Origin of the sequence: Amycolatopsis sp. WGS_07 (assembly GCF_045278895.1) — a bacterium.
Classification (GTDB): Bacteria; Actinomycetota; Actinomycetes; order Mycobacteriales; family Pseudonocardiaceae; genus Amycolatopsis.
Genome location: NZ_CP136053.1, coordinates 2,726,289 through 2,743,168, shown reverse-complemented (window position 1 = coordinate 2,743,168; position 16,880 = coordinate 2,726,289). Strand labels below are relative to the sequence as shown.

17 protein-coding genes are annotated in these 16,880 nt (G+C 68.7%); 15 read left to right on the top strand and 2 right to left on the bottom strand.

Features of this window, described 5'->3' with window-relative positions:
* Nucleotides 1–63: 63 nt before the first annotated feature.
* The 12 genes from RPX00_RS12870 to RPX00_RS12815 all read left to right on the top strand — a co-directional run bounded on the left by RPX00_RS12870 (nucleotide 64) and on the right by RPX00_RS12815 (nucleotide 12,193).
* Nucleotides 64–1,608: a dynamin family protein gene (locus RPX00_RS12870; RefSeq protein WP_406639753.1), complete on the top strand. Its 1,545-nt coding sequence runs from the start codon at nucleotides 64–66 to the stop codon at nucleotides 1,606–1,608.
* Between the two features lie 32 nt (nucleotides 1,609–1,640).
* Entirely contained in the window at nucleotides 1,641–2,234 is a 594-nt protein-coding gene (locus RPX00_RS12865; RefSeq protein WP_406639752.1) for a hypothetical protein, read from the top strand.
* A 389-nt stretch (nucleotides 2,235–2,623) separates the two neighbouring features.
* Nucleotides 2,624–2,773 (top strand): hypothetical protein, encoded by a 150-nt coding sequence (locus RPX00_RS12860; protein WP_406639751.1) that lies wholly within the window; start codon nucleotides 2,624–2,626, stop codon nucleotides 2,771–2,773.
* Entirely contained in the window at nucleotides 2,770–3,369 is a 600-nt protein-coding gene (locus tag RPX00_RS12855; protein WP_406639750.1) for a TetR/AcrR family transcriptional regulator, read from the top strand. Before RPX00_RS12860 ends, RPX00_RS12855 begins: the two co-directional genes overlap by 4 nt.
* Nucleotides 3,370–3,439: 70 nt before the next feature.
* The gene (grpE, locus tag RPX00_RS12850; RefSeq protein ID WP_406639748.1) at nucleotides 3,440–3,901 is read left to right on the top strand and encodes a nucleotide exchange factor GrpE; all 462 of its coding nucleotides are present in this window, start codon (nucleotides 3,440–3,442) and stop codon (nucleotides 3,899–3,901) included.
* The gene (locus RPX00_RS12845) at nucleotides 3,898–5,730 is read left to right on the top strand and encodes a dynamin family protein (protein ID WP_406639746.1); all 1,833 of its coding nucleotides are present in this window, start codon (nucleotides 3,898–3,900) and stop codon (nucleotides 5,728–5,730) included. The genes grpE and RPX00_RS12845 overlap by 4 nt, the downstream gene beginning before the upstream one ends.
* Before the next feature lie 88 nt (nucleotides 5,731–5,818).
* A complete protein-coding gene (locus RPX00_RS12840; protein WP_406639745.1) occupies nucleotides 5,819–6,517 on the top strand; it encodes a hypothetical protein in 699 nt (232 codons plus the stop codon).
* A gap of 400 nt (nucleotides 6,518–6,917) precedes the next feature.
* Nucleotides 6,918–8,738: a phosphoenolpyruvate carboxykinase (GTP) gene (locus tag RPX00_RS12835; RefSeq protein WP_406639744.1), complete on the top strand. Its 1,821-nt coding sequence runs from the start codon at nucleotides 6,918–6,920 to the stop codon at nucleotides 8,736–8,738.
* 81 nt (nucleotides 8,739–8,819) lie between these two features.
* A complete protein-coding gene (locus tag RPX00_RS12830) occupies nucleotides 8,820–9,707 on the top strand; it encodes a TIGR03621 family F420-dependent LLM class oxidoreductase (protein ID WP_406639743.1) in 888 nt (295 codons plus the stop codon).
* Nucleotides 9,695–10,309 (top strand): ATP-binding cassette domain-containing protein, encoded by a 615-nt coding sequence (locus RPX00_RS12825; protein WP_406639740.1) that lies wholly within the window; start codon nucleotides 9,695–9,697, stop codon nucleotides 10,307–10,309. The genes RPX00_RS12830 and RPX00_RS12825 overlap by 13 nt, the downstream gene beginning before the upstream one ends.
* Entirely contained in the window at nucleotides 10,303–11,571 is a 1,269-nt protein-coding gene (locus RPX00_RS12820; RefSeq protein ID WP_406639739.1) for a hypothetical protein, read from the top strand. Before RPX00_RS12825 ends, RPX00_RS12820 begins: the two co-directional genes overlap by 7 nt.
* Nucleotides 11,572–11,617: 46 nt before the next feature.
* Entirely contained in the window at nucleotides 11,618–12,193 is a 576-nt protein-coding gene (locus RPX00_RS12815) for an EndoU domain-containing protein (protein WP_406639738.1), read from the top strand.
* A 4-nt stretch (nucleotides 12,194–12,197) separates the two neighbouring features.
* Here the strand turns inward: RPX00_RS12815 and RPX00_RS12810 are convergent, their stop codons facing one another.
* Complete coding sequence (locus RPX00_RS12810; RefSeq protein WP_406639737.1) at nucleotides 12,198–12,911, bottom strand: SDR family oxidoreductase; 714 nt, start codon at nucleotides 12,909–12,911, stop codon at nucleotides 12,198–12,200.
* 77 nt (nucleotides 12,912–12,988) lie between these two features.
* Between RPX00_RS12810 and RPX00_RS12805 the strand changes: the two genes are divergently transcribed.
* On the top strand, nucleotides 12,989–13,825 hold the full coding sequence (locus RPX00_RS12805; RefSeq protein WP_406639736.1) for a LysR family transcriptional regulator: 837 nt from the start codon (nucleotides 12,989–12,991) through the stop codon (nucleotides 13,823–13,825).
* Nucleotides 13,826–14,359: 534 nt separating this feature from the next.
* Here the strand turns inward: RPX00_RS12805 and RPX00_RS12800 are convergent.
* Nucleotides 14,360–14,629, bottom strand: a complete 270-nt coding sequence (locus RPX00_RS12800) for a helix-turn-helix domain-containing protein (protein ID WP_116199468.1) — start codon at nucleotides 14,627–14,629, stop codon at nucleotides 14,360–14,362.
* A 304-nt stretch (nucleotides 14,630–14,933) separates the two neighbouring features.
* Here RPX00_RS12800 and RPX00_RS12795 point away from each other — a divergent pair, with 304 nt between their 5' ends.
* Entirely contained in the window at nucleotides 14,934–15,212 is a 279-nt protein-coding gene (locus RPX00_RS12795; protein ID WP_378303414.1) for a DUF3311 domain-containing protein, read from the top strand.
* Nucleotides 15,209–16,873, top strand: a complete 1,665-nt coding sequence (gene mctP / locus RPX00_RS12790) for a monocarboxylate uptake permease MctP (RefSeq protein WP_406639735.1) — start codon at nucleotides 15,209–15,211, stop codon at nucleotides 16,871–16,873. The genes RPX00_RS12795 and mctP overlap by 4 nt, the downstream gene beginning before the upstream one ends.
* Nucleotides 16,874–16,880: the final 7 nt, after the last annotated feature.

The following is a 16,880-nucleotide window of genomic DNA, read 5'->3' as shown; positions in this document are numbered from 1 at the left end:
AGGATGACCGGCATGCGACGATTCCCGCACGGGTGAGCGATCGAGCCGGAAGGGGGCCGGGCGGTGACGGCAGCGGCGGAGCGGGGACGACTCGCCGGGCCACTGTCCGCGTCGGTGGCGGAGCTGTGCCACCGGCTGCGGTCCCAGGTGTCCCCGCGCACGGCCGCCGGGTTCGCCGAGGTGCTGCGCAGGCTCGGCGCGCCGCTGCAGGTCGCGGTCGCCGGCCGGATCAAATCGGGGAAGTCGACCCTGGTCAACGCCCTGATCGGACGGCTGGTCGCGCCCACCGACGTCGGCGAGTGCACGCGGCTGGTCACGCGGTTCCAGTACGGCACCGTCGACCGGGTCGAGGTGGTGTTCCTCGACGGCCGCAAGCAGGTGCTGCCGTTCGCCGCGGACGGATCGATCCCGGCTGAGCTTGGCGTCGACATCACCGAGGTCTCGCACCTCGAGGCGTACCTCACCAACGCGGTGCTGCAGGACATGACGGTGATCGACACCCCGGGTCTCGGCTCGCTCGACGCCGCGTCGGTGTCGCGGACCGAGCAGCTGCTGGGCGCCGCCGAGCAGGACGAGGGCTCGGACGACCTCGACGACACCTCGCGCAACGCCGTCGCGGGCGCGGAGGCCGTGCTCTACGTGGTGACCCAGGGCGTGCGCGCGGACGATCAGCAGGCGCTGGCCGCGTTCACCGCCGCGACCGCGAGCCGCGAAGCCGGGCCGGTCAACGCGATCGCCGTACTGAACAAGGCGGACACGGTCGTCGCGGAATCTGTCGAAGGCTCCGGCGGAGACGTGTGGAAAGCCGCGCAGATGCTCGCCGAGAAACAGGCCGCGACGCTGAAGCCGCGCGTCGCGGACGTGCTGCCGGTGATCGGCCTGATCGCCGAATCGGCGGAGTCGGGCGGGTTCACCTCCGCCGACGCCGAAGCGCTCGGCCAGCTCGCCGCGCTCGACGACGACGTCCTCGAAACCATGCTCATCGCGGCCGACATCTTCACCAGCTGGGAGTGCGACATCCCGACCGGGATCCGGTTGCGGCTGCTGGAGAAGCTCGATCTCTTCGGAATCCGCTGCGCGGTCGAGGCGATCCGCGCGGAACCGGAGATCACCGCGGGAGCCTTGCGCCGCAAGCTTCTCGACATCTCCGGCCTCGACGCGGTCCGGCGCCGGCTGTCGGTCGTCTTCGCCGCCCGCGCGGACGGGATCAAGGCCGCCGCCGCGCTGGCGTCGGTGACCGCGCTGGCGCACGCCTCCGGCGACCCGGGCGAACGGCAGCGCGTGCACGACGCGATCGAGGTGCTGCTGGCCCGCCCGGAAGCGCATCAGCTGCGGTTGCTGGAGGCGTTGACGCTGGTCGCTTCGGGTGCCGTCGAGATGCCGGACGACCTGTCCGAGGAGGTGCTCCGGGTCGGCAGCAACGCCGACATCGGCGCGCAGCTTGGCCTTCCCGGCGCCGCGCGGCCGGAGCTGGCGGCGCACGCGCTGGAACGCGCGGGCTGGTGGCGTTCCTTCGCGTCCTTCGGTGCGACTCCAGCGCAAAGCCGCGTGGCACACGTCGTGCACCGGGCCTATTTCCTGATCTGGCAACAGATTCGCGAACAGTAAACAACTCGCCCGCGACGCGTAGGCTTGATGTCGTGCGGCTGGAGGACACCACCTCGTGGCGGGTTTACTGGGGGAGCGACCACGACGTCGACGTGGCGTTGTTCCTCCGGGACGTGCTCGCGCTCTCGATCGCCGACGGCCAGCTGCTGCCCCCGGTCGAACCGGCGGTGCCGGTGCACGTCCCGCCCGCCCTCGACCGCGCGGCGGTGCAAACGCAGTGGGAACCGTGGTGGAACGGCCTGCTGACCAACCTCGGCGAACGCGCTCCGGCCCGCTCCCGCCGGAAAAGCCCCGCTCCCGGCGACGGTTCGGCGATCGACCTCGCGGCACAGCACTTCGCCCCGGCCGCCGCCGAACACTTCGCCGCGGCCCGCCGCCCGGTCTCGTCCGGCTTCCACCGCCGCCAGATCCTCGCCGGCGAACGACTGGGCAGGCTGGTCCGCGAAACCGAGGTGGAACTGGGCCGCCGCGCCCGGCCGTTCCGGCTGTCGGTGCTGGAGATCCCGGTGGCCGGCCGCGTGTGGCTGCGGACGGCGGAACACCAGCTGCTGGTGTCGTCCCGGCTGGCCGCGGACGTCCCGTCGCTCGACCAGGCCATGCGCTCGCTGATCCGCGAACTTGCCTGAACCGGCCCTCGACCAGGTCGGACATTCATAAACCGAGTACGCGGTCTAATATTGCTCCCCATGGAGACAGTGGTCGACGAACCGGCGTGGGTGCGCCGTGGGTCTTGGCTGGCCTGCCCGATCGGCGGGGCCCTGCTTGGCTGGGGCGTGCAGGCGCTCGCCGACTGGATTACGTCGCTGGCCTGGTTCCCGGTGCAGGGTCCGTTCCGGCTGTTGCACCAGGTCCCGCAACCGTGGCGGCTGATCGGCGCGGTCGTCGTCGGCGTGCTGCTCGGGGTCGTCTTCGCCTGGTTCTGGGCGTGGGACCGGCTGATCGTCACGGTGTCCGCCACCCGCGTCACGCTCGAACGCCGGGAGCGGCGCCGCCGGATCGACACTCCCTCACCGCCGTGTTCGTGGACGACGGCAAGCTCGTGCTCCTCGGCGCGGAAGACCGGGAAATCGCCAGGGAGAAGACCGACCTGTCCCGCAAACAGCTGGCCGAAGCCTTCACCACGCACGGCCGTCCGTGGCTCGACGAACCGCCGCCTGAACGATGAGGACCGTCGATCCGGAGAAACACGCGGCGAAACGGCGCGCGATCCTCGACGCGGCGGCCGGTTGCTTCGCCCGCAACGGGTTCGAAAAGACCTCCACCGCGGACATCTGCCGCGCGGCCGGGATCAGCTCCGGCAGCCTGTTCCACTACTTCCCGACCAAACGCGCGGTCTTCGTCGGCATTTTCGAGGCGGACACCGAGGACAACGAGGAACTCCTTGCCGCAGCGAAGGAAATGGCCGATCCGTGGGAAGGCGTGCTCGCGGTCGTCGAGCGGATGTCGGCGGCGATCGTGCTGCCCGGCGTCGTGCGGCTGATCCTCGAAGCGGCCGCGCAGGCCGCGCGCGATCCGGAGTTCAACGAGCTGATCCGCAGCAACGACGACGTCATGCGCGTCGGTCTCGTCGGCCTGATCGAGCGCGGCGTCCAAAGCGGCCGGCTCTCCCCCATGCTGGCCCCGGCCGACGCGGGCAACTGGGTCGTCGCGCTGGTCGACGCGCTGCTTTCCCGCGCGAGCCTCGACCCCGACCTCGACGTCGAGCACGAGCAAGGGGTGCTGCGGCAGCTGCTGACGCGGATCCTCGGCCCGTCTGAGTGATCTGCCCCCGCCGTGCGGCGCGGTACCGCAAACTGGTGGAATCACCGAGACGACCAGGGGAGGGTCTGCGATGGCGTGGTTCGGCCACGAGGAAGCCGATGCGGCCGAAGCGCCGACCGGCGAGATCAGCGCGGAAAGCCTCGCGCGGATCATCGCCGAGGCGGACGGAACCGCCGCCGCGCCGGATGCGTCGGATCCCGATGTGGACCTCGTAGCTGCCCCGGGTGACCTCGAACGCGCGCTTTCCGACCGGCAGGCGCTCATCCAGCTCTGCCTGTACGCGCTGGACCGCGCCCGCAGCAGCGGCGTCGTGGAACGGCTTGAGCACGGGCTCGCCGCCATCGGCGTCACCGCGTTGCGCGCCGAGGGCGAGCGGTTCGACCCGGCGCGTCACGAGGCGGGCGGCGCCGTGCCCACCGACGATCCGGAGCTGGAAGGCATCGTCGCGGAGACCGAGGTCGTGGGGTTCGCCGACCAGGAACGGCTGTTGCGCGCGCCGATCGTCACTGTCTACGCGAAGCGGGCGCAGTGACCGCACCAACGCTTCCCGCTCAGGTCCAGGCTGCTCGCGAACAGCTGCTCGGCGTCGTCCGCGAGGCTGATCCGCAGGCCGCCAAGTGGGTCGAGGACCAGCGCAAGGCCCGTTCGGAGAAGCCGTCCGTGGTGGTCGTCGGCGAGACGAACCGCGGGAAGAGTTCGCTGGTCAACGCCCTGCTCGCAACGCCGGGTCTGTCCCCTGTGGACGCTGACGTGGCCACCGCGACGTACCTCGTCTTCGAACACGCGCAGCAGTGGGGCGCGCAGGCCTGCTACCCCGGCCAGCTGGCGTCGGTGCCGTTCGACCTGACACAGCTGGTCGACTGGGTGTCCGCCTCGCACGAGCTGCCGCCGGGACAGCTGCCGCCGCGCTACGTCGAGGTGTCCGGCCCGGTCCCGCTGCTGGAACGGCTGACCCTGGTCGACACCCCGGGCGTCGGCGGGCTCGATTCGCTGCACGGCGAGCTGGCCAAGGAAGCCGCCGCGGGCGCGACCGCGCTGGTGTTCGTGGTCGACGCGTCGGCCCCGTTCACGTCCACCGAGCTGCAGTTCCTGCGCGAGGTCGCGGACCGCGTCGAGACGGTCGTCTTCGTGCTGGCCAAAACGGACGCGTTCCGCGGCTGGCGCGAGATCCTGGAAGCCGACCGGCAACTGCTCGCCGAACACGCGCCGCGGTTCGCCGACGCGGTGTTCCACCCGGTGTCGGCGCGCGTGTTCGAGACTGCCGCGAAGGCACCGAATGCCCAGGTCGCCGCCATGCTGCGGGAGAAGTCCGGGATCGCCGCGGTGCAGGTCGCCCTGCAGGAACTGCTCGTCGGCCGGTCGATGATGCTCAAGGAAGCCAACACTCTTCGCTCTCTGTCGAGCGCGCTGGCCGGAATCAAGGCGAAGCTGCAAGCGGAAAGCCGGGCACTGTCGTCAGGCGAAGCCGAAGCCGAGCAACTCCGCGCCCGCCGCGACGATCTTCAGTCCCAGCGCCGCACGTCCACGCGCGGCTGGCAGCTGCGGTTGCGCGGCGAAATCCAGCGCACGCGGGTCGAGGTCGGGCACGAGAGCAGTCGCGAAATGCGCGACGCACAGACGCATTTCCGGCAGCGCATCGACGCGGCGAAGCGCGACGAGCTGGCCGCGCTGCCGCAGGAAGTGGACATCGCGCTGCAGACCGCGTCGCAGCGGGTGTCCATGCAGTTGTCGCAACGGCTGAACCAGGTCACGAACACGGCGCTGGCGGAGCTGTTCTCCGCTGAAGAACTCGACGTGATCCGCGCCCAGTTCGCCCGTGCTGGCGGCCCGCCGGTCGTGCTGCGCCCGCCGGACAAGAAACCGCCGACCGCCGAAGACAAACTGCTGGTGTTCATGGGCATTTCCGGCGGCGTCGGCGCGGGCAAGATCGCCGCCCTTCCGCTGGCCGGCGTCGCGATCCTCAACCCGGTGGTGCTGCCCGCGACGATCGTGATCGGCCTCGGCGCGGGCTGGTGGATGGCGCGTACTCGCAAGCACGCCTCGGACAAACAGCACCTGAAGCAATGGCTGGTCGAGGCCATCGCGGACGCCCGCTCGACGCTTGATCAGCTCATCGCCGAACAGCTCATCGAGGCCGAACAGCAACTGTCGCTCGCCCTCGACGAGGCGCTCGGCCGCCGCATCGAGGCGATCGAGGCGGAGCTGAAGGAGGTGGACCAGACGATCAAGATGAGCGCGCAGGAACGGGCGAAGAAGATCGCGATCGTCTCGAAACGCCTCAAGGACGTGACCGAGGGCCACACCCGGGCCGAAACACTGCTCTCGCGCATCCGCACGGTCCGCGACCGGGCCAGTGCGTGATCGGCTTGTGGACGGGAACCGAACCGGCCTAACGTGAGTCATACCGAGCGAGAAACGGCAGACCCGGCGTACTAAGGGGGACCAACCCATGTGGGTCGACGAGAGCGGCGGCACCGACGCGAACGGCCCGGAGGCCTTGACCGTCCACGTCGACGGCCAGGAGTACCAGGCCGAGGTCAACTACGACACCGACCACGACGGGGTCTCCGACACCGCGGTCGTCGAGCACGACGACGGCTCCGCGCAGGCGTTCGCCGACACCGACCACGACGGGGTCGCCGACCACTACGCGGTGCTCGATTCGACCGGGCACGTCGTGGACCAGGCGGTGTACGACGAGCAGAGCGGCAGCTGGGTCGAATCCGGCCACGGCCAGCCCGGCTCCGACTCGCAGACCGGCGGCACCTCGGACACCTCGACCACCGGGCACATCCACGCCGACCTGCCGGACGGCAACGTCGACGCCGGGGTCGCCACCATCGACACCGACCACGACGGGCACAACGACACCGCCGTGGTCGAGACGAAATCCGGCGGCACGATCGCCTTCACCGACACCAACGGCGACGGCCAGGCCGACGTCGCGGTACAGGTCGGCGCGGACGGTTCCACGCACACCTTCGAGCACACCGGCCAGGGCCAGTGGACCGAGGCCGACGGCGGCGGGAACCACGCGGCCGCGGCCGACCCCGGCAGCGATTCGGCCTGGGGCGGCGAGGGCGCCCAGCTGCTCAGCGGCGTCGCGAAGATCGACAGCGGAACCGGGCAGTGGATCAGCCCCAACTGAGCCCTCGGTAACTGACGTCACACGAACGGGTCCGGCCACGCGCCGGGCCCGTTCGTCGTTTCCCGGCCGGGGGCGGCTGACAGCGTTGACACCCGTGCGGGCTTGATCAGGCCAGGTCCCGGCATCGGGCACGAATGCGACGCGGGCCACGCGGAAAGATTTTCGGTGCTGGCCCGTTCCGGTGAAACTGAATCGATTCCCTTATCGTTCTTGTGAGAGAACCGACAGGTCAGCTCTCGGTTACCTGCCGTCCATCCGGCTACAGTCGGGGAATCCCAAAACCCGCACACCGGTCTTCCGCCGGTGTGCGAAGCCATTCGGTCGCCGGCAACGAAGCCCGCACCAAGAACACTGTCGTTCGCGGTGTGGGCTCTTTTGTCGTCGGAAGTCAGGAGTAGAGATGACCGCAGTCGCCATCCCCGGACTGGACAACGCGCCGACGACGCACAGTGGCGTGCTGTCCTGGGTCCGGGAGGTCGCCGAGCTGACCACCCCGGACCGCGTGGTGTGGGTCGACGGGTCTGACGAGGAAGCCGCCCGGATCAACCAGGAGCTGGTCGACGCCGGCACCTTCGTGAAGCTGGACGCGAAGCCGAACTCCTACTGGGCCACCTCGGACCCCGGCGACGTCGCGCGGGTCGAGGACCGCACGTTCATCTGCTCGAAGGAGGAGAAGGACGCGGGCCCGACGAACAACTGGGTCGACCCGGCCGAGATGAAGGCCACCATGACGGAGCTGTACCGCGGCTGCATGGCCGGCCGCACGATGTACGTGATCCCGTTCTGCATGGGCCCGCTCGGCGACGAAAACCCCAAGCTGGGCATCGAAATCACCGACTTCGCCTACGTCGTCGCGTCGATGCGCGTGATGACCCGCGCCGGCAAGGCCGCGCTGGACAAGTTCGTCAAGCCCGACGGCACCGAGGCGGAGTTCGTGCCCGCGCTGCACTCGGTCGGCAAGCCGCTCGCCCCCGGCGAGAAGGACGTCGCCTGGCCGTGCAGCGAAACCAAGTACATCTCGCACTTCCCGGAGGAGCGGCTGATCTGGAGCTACGGCTCTGGCTACGGCGGCAACTCGTTGCTGGGCAAGAAGTGCTACTCGCTGCGCATCGGCTCGGTCATCGCCCGTGACGAGGGCTGGCTGGCCGAGCACATGCTGATCCTCAAGCTGATCTCGCCCGAGGACAAGGTCCACTACGTCGCGGCGGCGTTCCCGAGCGCCTGCGGCAAGACCAACCTCGCCATGCTGCAGCCGACCATCCCTGGCTGGCGCGCGGAGACCCTCGGCGACGACATCGCGTGGATGCGCTTCGGCGAGGACGGCCGCCTGTACGCGGTGAACCCGGAGTTCGGCTTCTTCGGCGTCGCGCCAGGCACCGACAACCACACGAACCCGAACGCCATGCGCACCATCGAAAAGGGCAACACGGTCTTCACGAACGTGGCGCTCACCGACGACGGCGACGTGTGGTGGGAGGGCATGGAGAACAAGCCCGCGCACGCCACCTCGTGGAAGCACCAGGACTGGACGCCGGACTCCGAGGAGAAGGCCGCCCACCCGAACTCGCGCTACTGCGTGCCGATGTCGCAGTGCCCGATCCTCGCGCCGGAGTGGGATGACCCGAAGGGCGTGCCGATCTCGGCGATCCTGTTCGGCGGCCGCCGCAAGACGACGGTTCCGCTGGTGAACCAGGCGCGCGACTGGCAGCACGGCGTGTTCATGGGTGCGACCATGTCGTCGGAGACCACCGCCGCGGCGGTCGGCGCGGTCGGCAACGTGCGCCGCGACCCGATGGCGATGCTGCCGTTCCTCGGCTACCACGCCGGTGACTACTTCAACCACTGGCTGGACCTCGGCAAGAACGCCGACGCGAACAAGCTGCCGAAGATCTTCTACGTCAACTGGTTCCGCCGCGGCGACGACGGCCGGTTCCTGTGGCCGGGCTTCAGCGAGAACTCGCGCGTGCTCAAGTGGGTGCTCGAGCGCGTCGAGGGCAACGGCAACGCGGTCGAGACCCCGATCGGCTTCGTGCCGAACGCGGAAGACCTCGACCTCGACGGTCTGTCCGAGCCGGTCGAGGACATCCAGGCCGCGCTGGAGGTGCGCAACGAGGAGTGGCGCGAGGAACTGCCGCTCATCGAGGAGTGGTTCGCGAAGATCGGCGAGGTGCCGACCGCGCTGCGCGACGAACTCGACGCGCTGGCCCAGCGTCTGGGCTGACGCCTGATCCGGAGAAGGGGACGTTCGCACCGGGCGGCGGACGTCCCCTTCTTCTTGCGCGGAAACGGTAGCGTGGGCCGCATGGATGGGGAGAAGACTTTCCGGTTCGGCGTGAACCTGGTGCGGCCGGGCTCACGCGACGAGTGGGTCGCGAAGTGCCGCCGGGTCGAGGAACTCGGCTACGACGTGCTGAGCGTGGCCGATCATCTCGGCATCGCGCCGCCGTTTCCCGCGCTCGTACTGGCCGGCGCGGTCACCGAACGGGTGCGGCTCAACACTTTCGTGCTCAACGCGCCGTTCTACAATCCGGTGCTGCTCGCGCGCGAGGTCGCGGGCACGGACCAATTCGTATCCGGACGGCTCGAACTCGGCCTCGGTGCCGGTTATGTGAAAGAGGAGTTCGAAGCGGCCGGAATGCCGTTCCCTGGCGCGCGGGCGCGGGTCGATCACCTCGAATTCACGATCAAGGAACTTCAGCGGCTGTACGCGGATCCGGAATACGCGCCGAAGCCTGTGCAGCCCGGCGGTCCCCCGCTGATGATCGCCGGTCGCGGCGACCGGCTGCTTTCGCTCGCCGCCGAGCACGCGGCGACGATTGCCTTCAGCGGCGTGGCAAAGGTGCGCGACGGTGCGCCGCCGATGCTGGCGACGGCGGACGCGGTTGAAGAACGCGTCCAGTTTGTCACCGAGCGGCTCGACGGCCGCGACGCTGAATTCAACGTTCTCGTGCAATTAGTCCAGATCACTGATGATCGCGAAAGCGCGCTCCGCGAAATCCTTGCCCGCTTCGGCGACATGCTCACTCTTGAGGAGCTGGCCGAAGTCCCCACCGTGCTGGTCGGTACGGTCGAGGAAATCGCCGAACAACTGGTCGCGCACCGCGCCCGGTTCGGTTTCAGCTATTACACAATCCTGGAGCCCAATCTCGAGGTGCTGGCCCCGGTGGTGGATCTGCTGTGTCGCCGGTAGTCGACGCGCGCGGGCTCGGCGTGAAGGCCGGAGACCTGTGGTTGCTGGAGGATCTCGATTTCTCGGTCGATCCTGGCGAATGTGCGGTGCTGGTCGGGCCGAACGGTGTCGGCAAATCCACGCTGATGCGGTGCCTGTACGGAATGCAGCAACCGCAGCGGGGCCGGGTGCTGATCGACGGCGCGAAGCCGGACGAGCGCAGCGTTTCCTTCCGCCGCAAGGTGTCCGTGCTCTTCGACGATTCCGATTTCTTCGCCGAACTCACCCCGCTGCAGCACCTGGAGCTGCTTTCCGGTTCGTTCGGTGAGGATCTCGGCGATTTCGAAGAACTGATCGCGGACGCGGGTCTCGCCGAACGCGCCCGGGTCACCGCCGGGCATTTCTCGGCCGGACAGCGTCGCCGGTTGCTTCTGTTGGGCGTCACCGCACGGCCGCATCGCGTGCTGTTGCTGGACGAGCCCGAGCGCGCGCTCGACACCGAGGGCAAGGAATGGCTGGTCGAGCTGATCAGCCGCTCCACCTCAGCCGGTGCGGCAGTGGTCGTTGCCACGCACCATCAACCGTTGCTGGACACAGCGGACAGCGTGCTCGAACTGTGGTGACCCGGTTGCGTGTGCCCGGCCGCAAGCGGTTCGGTGGCATTTTCAGCGGAGACAGCCCCACGTTCGTGCTGATGTTCGGCGTCGGCTTCCTGTTCACCGCCTTCTTCCGCACCGACGCCTGGCACAAAGTCCTCTTTGGACCGTCCGCAGTGGACTACTCGGCGGTGCTCGGCCTGGTCGCGCTGTGCGCCGCGGTCGGCTGGCGAAGCCTGCTGCGGCGCGGGTTCGTCTGGGCCGAACCGGCCGAGCTGACCTGGATGGACTTCGCGAAGGTGGATCGCCGCCGCGTCGTCGCGACCCGGCTGGCCAGCGTGCTCACCGGATTCGTGGTGGTGCTTGGCTATCTCGCCGCGCTGATGCTCGCGGTCGGCGGCGGTTCGATCGACTGGTGGCGCGCCGCCGCAGCGCTCGTCGCCGGCGGCACGATCCTGGCGTTCACCACCGCACGCCGCACCGCCTTCCTGTTTGAAGCCGCTGGCCCGCTGCTGGTCGCGGTGGCTGGGGTCGTCATCGCCGCGGCGAGGCTGGACGCGATGGCGGTGCAGTACGTCGGCGCGGCGCTTGCGTTATGCGGGCTGCTGCTGGCTTTCGGCGGCGAAGCGGTCAGCGGTGCTGGCCGTGCGGTGCTGCTCGACGGATGGAACGCGAGAGTCCTGCGCGCGATGGCGGTGACGTTCCTCGACCCGATGATGATGCTGCCGGAGTCCGCGCCGGTCGGCTCGTGGTCGTTGCGCCCGCCCACCGCGTTCCGGCTCGCGTGGGTCGGGATCGTCGGCCGTTCCCGGTACGCGGGCGCGGTTTTGTTAGTCGCTTTCGCGGTAGCCGTCGGTCATGTTGCCGTTCCCACGCTGCCGGGCCCAGTGCTCGTCGGGCTCGGCGCGTACGTCGCGCTTACTCCATTCGGGGCCGGTCTTGGCGTGCTGTGGCGGAATCCGGGCCGCCGAAGGTGGCTGGGTTCGTCGTCGTGGGAGCTGGTGGTTGCGCACGGCGTGGCGCTCGTTGTGGTCGGGCTCGTCTGGTCCGCTCTGCTCTCAGTGGCGCTTTTGGCTTTGGGCACGACGTTTTCGGCGCTCTCGTGGGTGACTGTCGCCCTTGCGGTGCTTTCGGTGTTGCGCACGGTCACCCGGCAGCCAGTTGACTACAGCAGCGCCGGTTTCGTCGACACTCCCGCTGGCCCGATGCCAGCAAACCTTATGCGGCAACTATTCCGCGGTCCGGACCTGCTGGTGTTCGGCATCCTGGTGCTGGCGCTAGTCGGCTGAACGGCCGCGCCCGGGTTAGGCTCCCTGCCGACGAGAGGAGCCGAACGTGGGCGGTGGACACGCTTCCGGCATCGGCCGCAGGGCGACCTGCGAGTTTCCGCCCGGGTGGACCGACGAGCAGATCATCGCGGTGGTCAAGGACGTCGCGAACGACCCGGGCGAACCGCGGCGGCAGCAGTACAACGGACGCTGGCGCTGCGTCGGCGAACGATATGGCGTGCGCGTGGTCGTCCTGGTCAACGGCGACGGGCACGTGCACACCAGCTACCCGCTGCCGGGCCCCGGCATCGTCCGGAATCCGGACGCCGCGCGAGACCCGGCGAACCCGACCGTCGACGACCGCGCGGACAACCGGATCAGCTACTTCGCCGACAGCGTGCTGCGCCTGCTCGCCCACCGGATGCCGCCGGAAGACCTTGACCACTACCGCGATCTGCAGTGGTCCGGCGAATGGGAGGAGCTGGCCGACACCCTGGCCGCGCACATCGAGGTCACCGGCATGCAGCTCAACCCGGACGAGTACGCGGATTTCGAGAAGCTGCTGAACTCCTTCGAACTGCCAGCCCGCGACTGCCGCTACCTCAACGAGAGGGACCGCGTCCTCGCCGACCTGCGTGGATGAGGCGTCACCAGGGCACGACTCCGGCGTCGTCGAAGAACCCGCCGCGCGGGCCGTCATCCGGCAAGGTCGCGAGCTTGACCGCGATCGCCGCGCCCTGTTCCGGCGTCCGCGTCCCGGCGTAACCGTTGAAATCCGTTGCTACGTAACCAGGACAGGCGGCGTTGATGATGACGTTCGTGTCGGCGAGCACGCGCGCGTACTGCACGGTGATGCTGTTGAGCATCGACTTCGACGGCGCGTAGGCGGCGAGCACCGGCCCGGATTGCAGCTTCAACGAGCCCATATTGCTGGACATGTTGACGATGCGCGGCGACTCAGCTTTGCGCAGGAGCGGCAGCATCGCGTTCGTGACCCGGACGACGCCGAAGACGTTCGTGTCGAGCACCGTGCGGACGACGTCGAGGTCGAGCGTCGTCGGATCCTGCGCGCCGTCGTCGAACGGGCCGCTGATTCCGGCGTTGTTGACCAGCACGTCAAGCCGATCGAGGGCCTTAGCCGCCGCCGCGACGCTGTCCTCCGAGGTGACGTCGAGCGCGACCCCGAACGCGTCAATCCCCTCGGCCCGCAGTTCTTCCACAGCCTTCTCGCGGTTGGCTTCGTCCCGCGCGCCCACCGCGACGGTGAAGCCGATCGAGCCAAGACCGCGCGCGATGGCGAGGCCGATTCCCTTGTTCGCGCCGGTGACCAGCGCGGTCTTCGTGTCGTTCACGCCACCCATGATTGGTTCGGGAGGGCTGCTTCGGCCAAGATCAATCCGGTCCGCTGTGATACCCAGCAGGTATTACGCTGTGCCTTGTGGACGATCTGGAGACCCGCGAACTTCGCTACTTCAGCGCGGTCGCCGAAGAGCTTCATTTCGGCCGTGCCGCTGAACGCCTAGGAATCGCCCAGCCGCCGCTCTCCCGCGCGATCGCCCAACTGGAGCGACGGCTCGGCGTCCAACTCCTCAACCGAAACCGCCGCGGCGTCGCCCTGACCGAGGCAGGCCGGGTCCTGCTCCGCGAATCCCGCCTGGCGTTAGACGCCGTCGCCGCCGCAGCCCGCCGCACCCGTCGAGCCGGAAACCATCCGCTCGTCTTGGCGACCAAAGCCGGCGCGTCACACGAAATCCTGCAACGGCTCTTGGACGCCAGCCCGCCGGTCGAGATCCTGCTGTGCGAAGTCGGCGAACAGGCCAGCCTGCTCCGCGACGGTTCCGCCGACGTCGCGATCATGCACCACCCGTACGACGACCTAGCCGGCTTCGACACCGAGCCACTGCAGGTCGAAGGTCAGGTCGCGATCCTCCCCGCGGCCCATCCGCTCGCCGCCAGGGAAACGCTGACGCTGGCCGAGGTCAGCGACGTCCCGGACCTGCCAATCGCCCGCTGGCCCCGCCTCGACGGCAGCTATCCGGACGGCCCGGGACCGGAGGTCCGCACCCAGTCGAAACTCGCGCAACTCGTCGCCCTCGGCCGGACTTTGCTGGTGATCCCGGAGTCCAGCCGAGCCTGGCAGTGGCCCGAGCACGTCGCGGTCCCGGTCGTGGACGCCCCAGAAGTCACCACGGTGATCGGCTGGCCCCCGAACAGCCGCTCCCCGGAGGTCGCCGCGCTGGTCCGCGCGGCGGTCGCCCTTCGCGACGAGGCTTGAGTTATCCACAGTTGTCCACAGGGGCCGGGTGGGTTCTGTCGCGGTGGCCGCAGGGCTCGGATCTGTCTCACGCGACTTGCTCGCCCGTTCTGACTGCGGGCCAGGTTCAGCCTGGCCCCTTCACCTCGGCGAGTGTGCGCGGTCCGCTCGGCTCCTGGCGGCCGGAGCGAGGTGCTATCTCGTTCGCCTGCCGGATCTGCCCGCCGACTCTGCCCCTCAGCAGTCGGACTTCACCGCGCTGCGCATCTGCCTCGGCCAGTGGGCGGTCGATCTGCCCGCCGGATCTGTCCCCGCTGGCCGGGATCAGAGGCTCTGCGTCGTTCAGCTCGCTGATCCGCCCCAGCGGCCGGGCTCGGTCACTCTGCCCGATCTGCTCGCCAGTTTCGACTGCGAGCCGGATTCAGCCGCGCTGCCCAATCCGCCGCGCCCGCCATGCCCGATCTACTCGCCGACCCTGCCCCCACCGGCAAGACTCAGCCACTCTGCCCATCCTTCGAGCGCAGCTGCCCGATCTCCCCAGAAACCCCAAAAACCTCAACTGGCCTGCGAAAACGCCGCCGGATCCCCGTCGCACGCGACCCGCAGCCGGTCCAGTGGCATGCCCACCGCGTCGGCGATCGCCGCGACGGTGAAGAACGCGGGCGTCGGGATGCGCCCAGTCTCGATCTTGCGCAGGGTTTCGACCGAAATGCCCGCTTCGGCGGCCACGTCCACCATGCTGCGGCTGGCTCGTGCGGCGCGCAGCACCAGGCCGAGCCGCTCGCCGCGGGAGCGTTCTTCGTCGGTGAGGGGCACGCGCACCATGCCGTCCAGTTTAGCCACAGAGTTGTCCACTGCCTGTGGATAACTCTGTGCACAAGCTGCCGAACCCCGTGGACAACCGCCGGTTGGCACAAGTTCTTGGGGCATTCGGGGTGGCTCGTCCCCGCCGATAGGGGTAGCGAACCGGCCGCCGAGGTCGTGCGCGGGCGGGTTGTCCCCGAGGTTGTCCACACCCTGGAACCGATGTGGAGTGCTGATCGAATCGATATCGAAGTCGTATGACGCCGGGATGACCGCGGTCTAGGGTCAGGCGGTCGCGTGTCACGTAAGTGTTAGGTGAGGTTCGATGTCCACTGCCAAACCGGGCGGGCGGGTGCGCGGGTTCCAGTTCAGTGCCTGGAACCTGCTGTTGCTGATCCCGTTGCTGATCCTGGTCACGCCCCTGTTCAACTTCGACGAGCCGCGGCTGTTCGGCCTTCCGTTCTTCTACTGGTTCCAGCTGGCGTTCGTCGTGCTCGGCGTGCTGTGCACCGGCATCGTCTACCTGGCCACCAAGGACAAGCCGCGCAACCAGGGCCGGGACGAGCTGAGCGTCGACGACCTCGACGAGGGTGATGCCCGATGAGCAACATCCAGTGGGTCGAGCTGATCGTCTTCGCGTTCCTGTTCGTCGTCGTCACCGTGCTCGGCTTCGTCGCCTCGCGCTGGAAGGCCGGCGGCAGCCTCGACCACCTCGACGAATGGGGCCTCGGCGGCCGCAAATTCGGTTCGTGGATCACCTGGTTCCTGCTCGGCGGGGACCTCTACACCGCCTACACCTTCGTCGCCGTGCCCGCGCTCGTGTTCAGCGCCGGCGCGCTCGGCCTGTACGCGCTGCCTTACACGATCGTCGTCTACCCGATCGTCCTGCTGCCCGCGCTGCGCATGTGGTCGGTCAGCCGTTCGCGCGGCTACGTGACCCCGGCCGACTTCGTCCGCGGCCGCTTCGGGTCGCCGACGCTGGCCTTGCTGATCGCGATCACCGGCATCGTCGCGACCATGCCGTACATCGCGTTGCAGCTGGTCGGCCTCGAAGCCGTGCTGCGCACGATGGGCATCAACGGGTCCGGCATCGTCGGGCATCTGCCGCTGCTGGTCGCGTTCGTGATCCTGGCGCTCTACACGTACCAGTCCGGCCTGCGCGCGCCCGCGTTGATCGCGTTCGTCAAGGACATCCTGATCTACATCGTGATCATCGTGGCGGTCCTCTACCTGCCCTCGAAACTCGGCGGCTGGGACCACATTTTCAGCACCGCCAAGGAAACGCTCGCCAAGCCGAACCCGAACACCGGCAAGCCCGCCGGGTCGATCCTGCTGACCTCGAGCAACCAGCTGCAGTACGCGACGCTGGCCCTCGGTTCGGCGCTCGCGCTGTTCCTGTACCCGCACTCGCTCACGAGCGTGCTCGCCTCGCGCGGCCGCAACGTGATCAAGCGGAACATGGTGGCGCTGCCGGCCTACTCGTTCGTGCTGGGCCTGCTGGCCCTGCTCGGCTACGTCGCGATCTCGGCCGGCGTCAAACCGCTGAAGAACGCCGCCACCGGAAAGCCGGACGGCAACACGATCGTCCCGCTGCTGTTCGACTCGCAGTTCACGAGCTGGTTCGCCGGCATCGCCTTCGCCGCGATCGGCATCGGCGCGCTGGTGCCCGCCGCGATCATGTCGATCGCCGCGGCGAACCTGTGGACCCGCAACATCTACAAGGAATACATCCGCAAGGACGCGACGCCGAAGCAGGAGGCGAAGCAGGCCAAACTGGCGTCACTGATCGTGAAGCTCGGCGCGGTGCTGGTGATCATCCTGATCGACCCGCAGTTCTCCATCGACCTGCAGCTCATCGGCGGCGTCCTGATCCTGCAAACGCTGCCCGCCGTGGCGATCGCGCTGTACACCCGCTGGTTCCACAAGGCGGGTCTCATCGCGGGCTGGATCGTCGGCATGGCGTGGGGCCTGATCATGCTCTACGGCATTCCCAACCCGGCCAACGGAAAGCTGCACTTCGGCGGCTCCGCGCTCGCGATGGGCAACCTGTCGATCTTCGGCTGGCACCCGTTCAGCGGCACCGGCCTCGCCGCGGTCCAGATCTACCCCGGTTTCGTGGCACTGGTCGCGAACATCGTGGTGGCCGCGGTGGTTTCGGTGATCGCCCGCGCGCTGAAGTGGAGCCCGGGCAGCGACGAAACCGCCCCCGAGGACTACCACGCCGACGAACACGACAAGGACCTGCGCCCGATCGGCGCACACTGAGTCCTTT

Bases quoted from the DNA above. Each gene is read 5' to 3' on its own strand.
- RPX00_RS12855 (WP_406639750.1), top strand. From the start codon at position 2,770: ATGAGGACCGTCGATCCGGAGAAACACGCGGCGAAACGGCGCGCGATC.
- grpE (WP_406639748.1), top strand. From the start codon at position 3,440: ATGGCGTGGTTCGGCCACGAGGAAGCCGATGCGGCCGAAGCGCCGACC.
- RPX00_RS12840 (WP_406639745.1), top strand. From the start codon at position 5,819: ATGTGGGTCGACGAGAGCGGCGGCACCGACGCGAACGGCCCGGAGGCC.
- RPX00_RS12835 (WP_406639744.1), top strand. From the start codon at position 6,918: ATGACCGCAGTCGCCATCCCCGGACTGGACAACGCGCCGACGACGCAC.
- RPX00_RS12830 (WP_406639743.1), top strand. From the start codon at position 8,820: ATGGATGGGGAGAAGACTTTCCGGTTCGGCGTGAACCTGGTGCGGCCG.
- RPX00_RS12810 (WP_406639737.1), bottom strand. From the start codon at position 12,911: ATGGGTGGCGTGAACGACACGAAGACCGCGCTGGTCACCGGCGCGAAC.
- RPX00_RS12800 (WP_116199468.1), bottom strand. From the start codon at position 14,629: ATGGTGCGCGTGCCCCTCACCGACGAAGAACGCTCCCGCGGCGAGCGG.
- RPX00_RS12795 (WP_378303414.1), top strand. From the start codon at position 14,934: ATGTCCACTGCCAAACCGGGCGGGCGGGTGCGCGGGTTCCAGTTCAGT.
- mctP (WP_406639735.1), top strand. From the start codon at position 15,209: ATGAGCAACATCCAGTGGGTCGAGCTGATCGTCTTCGCGTTCCTGTTC.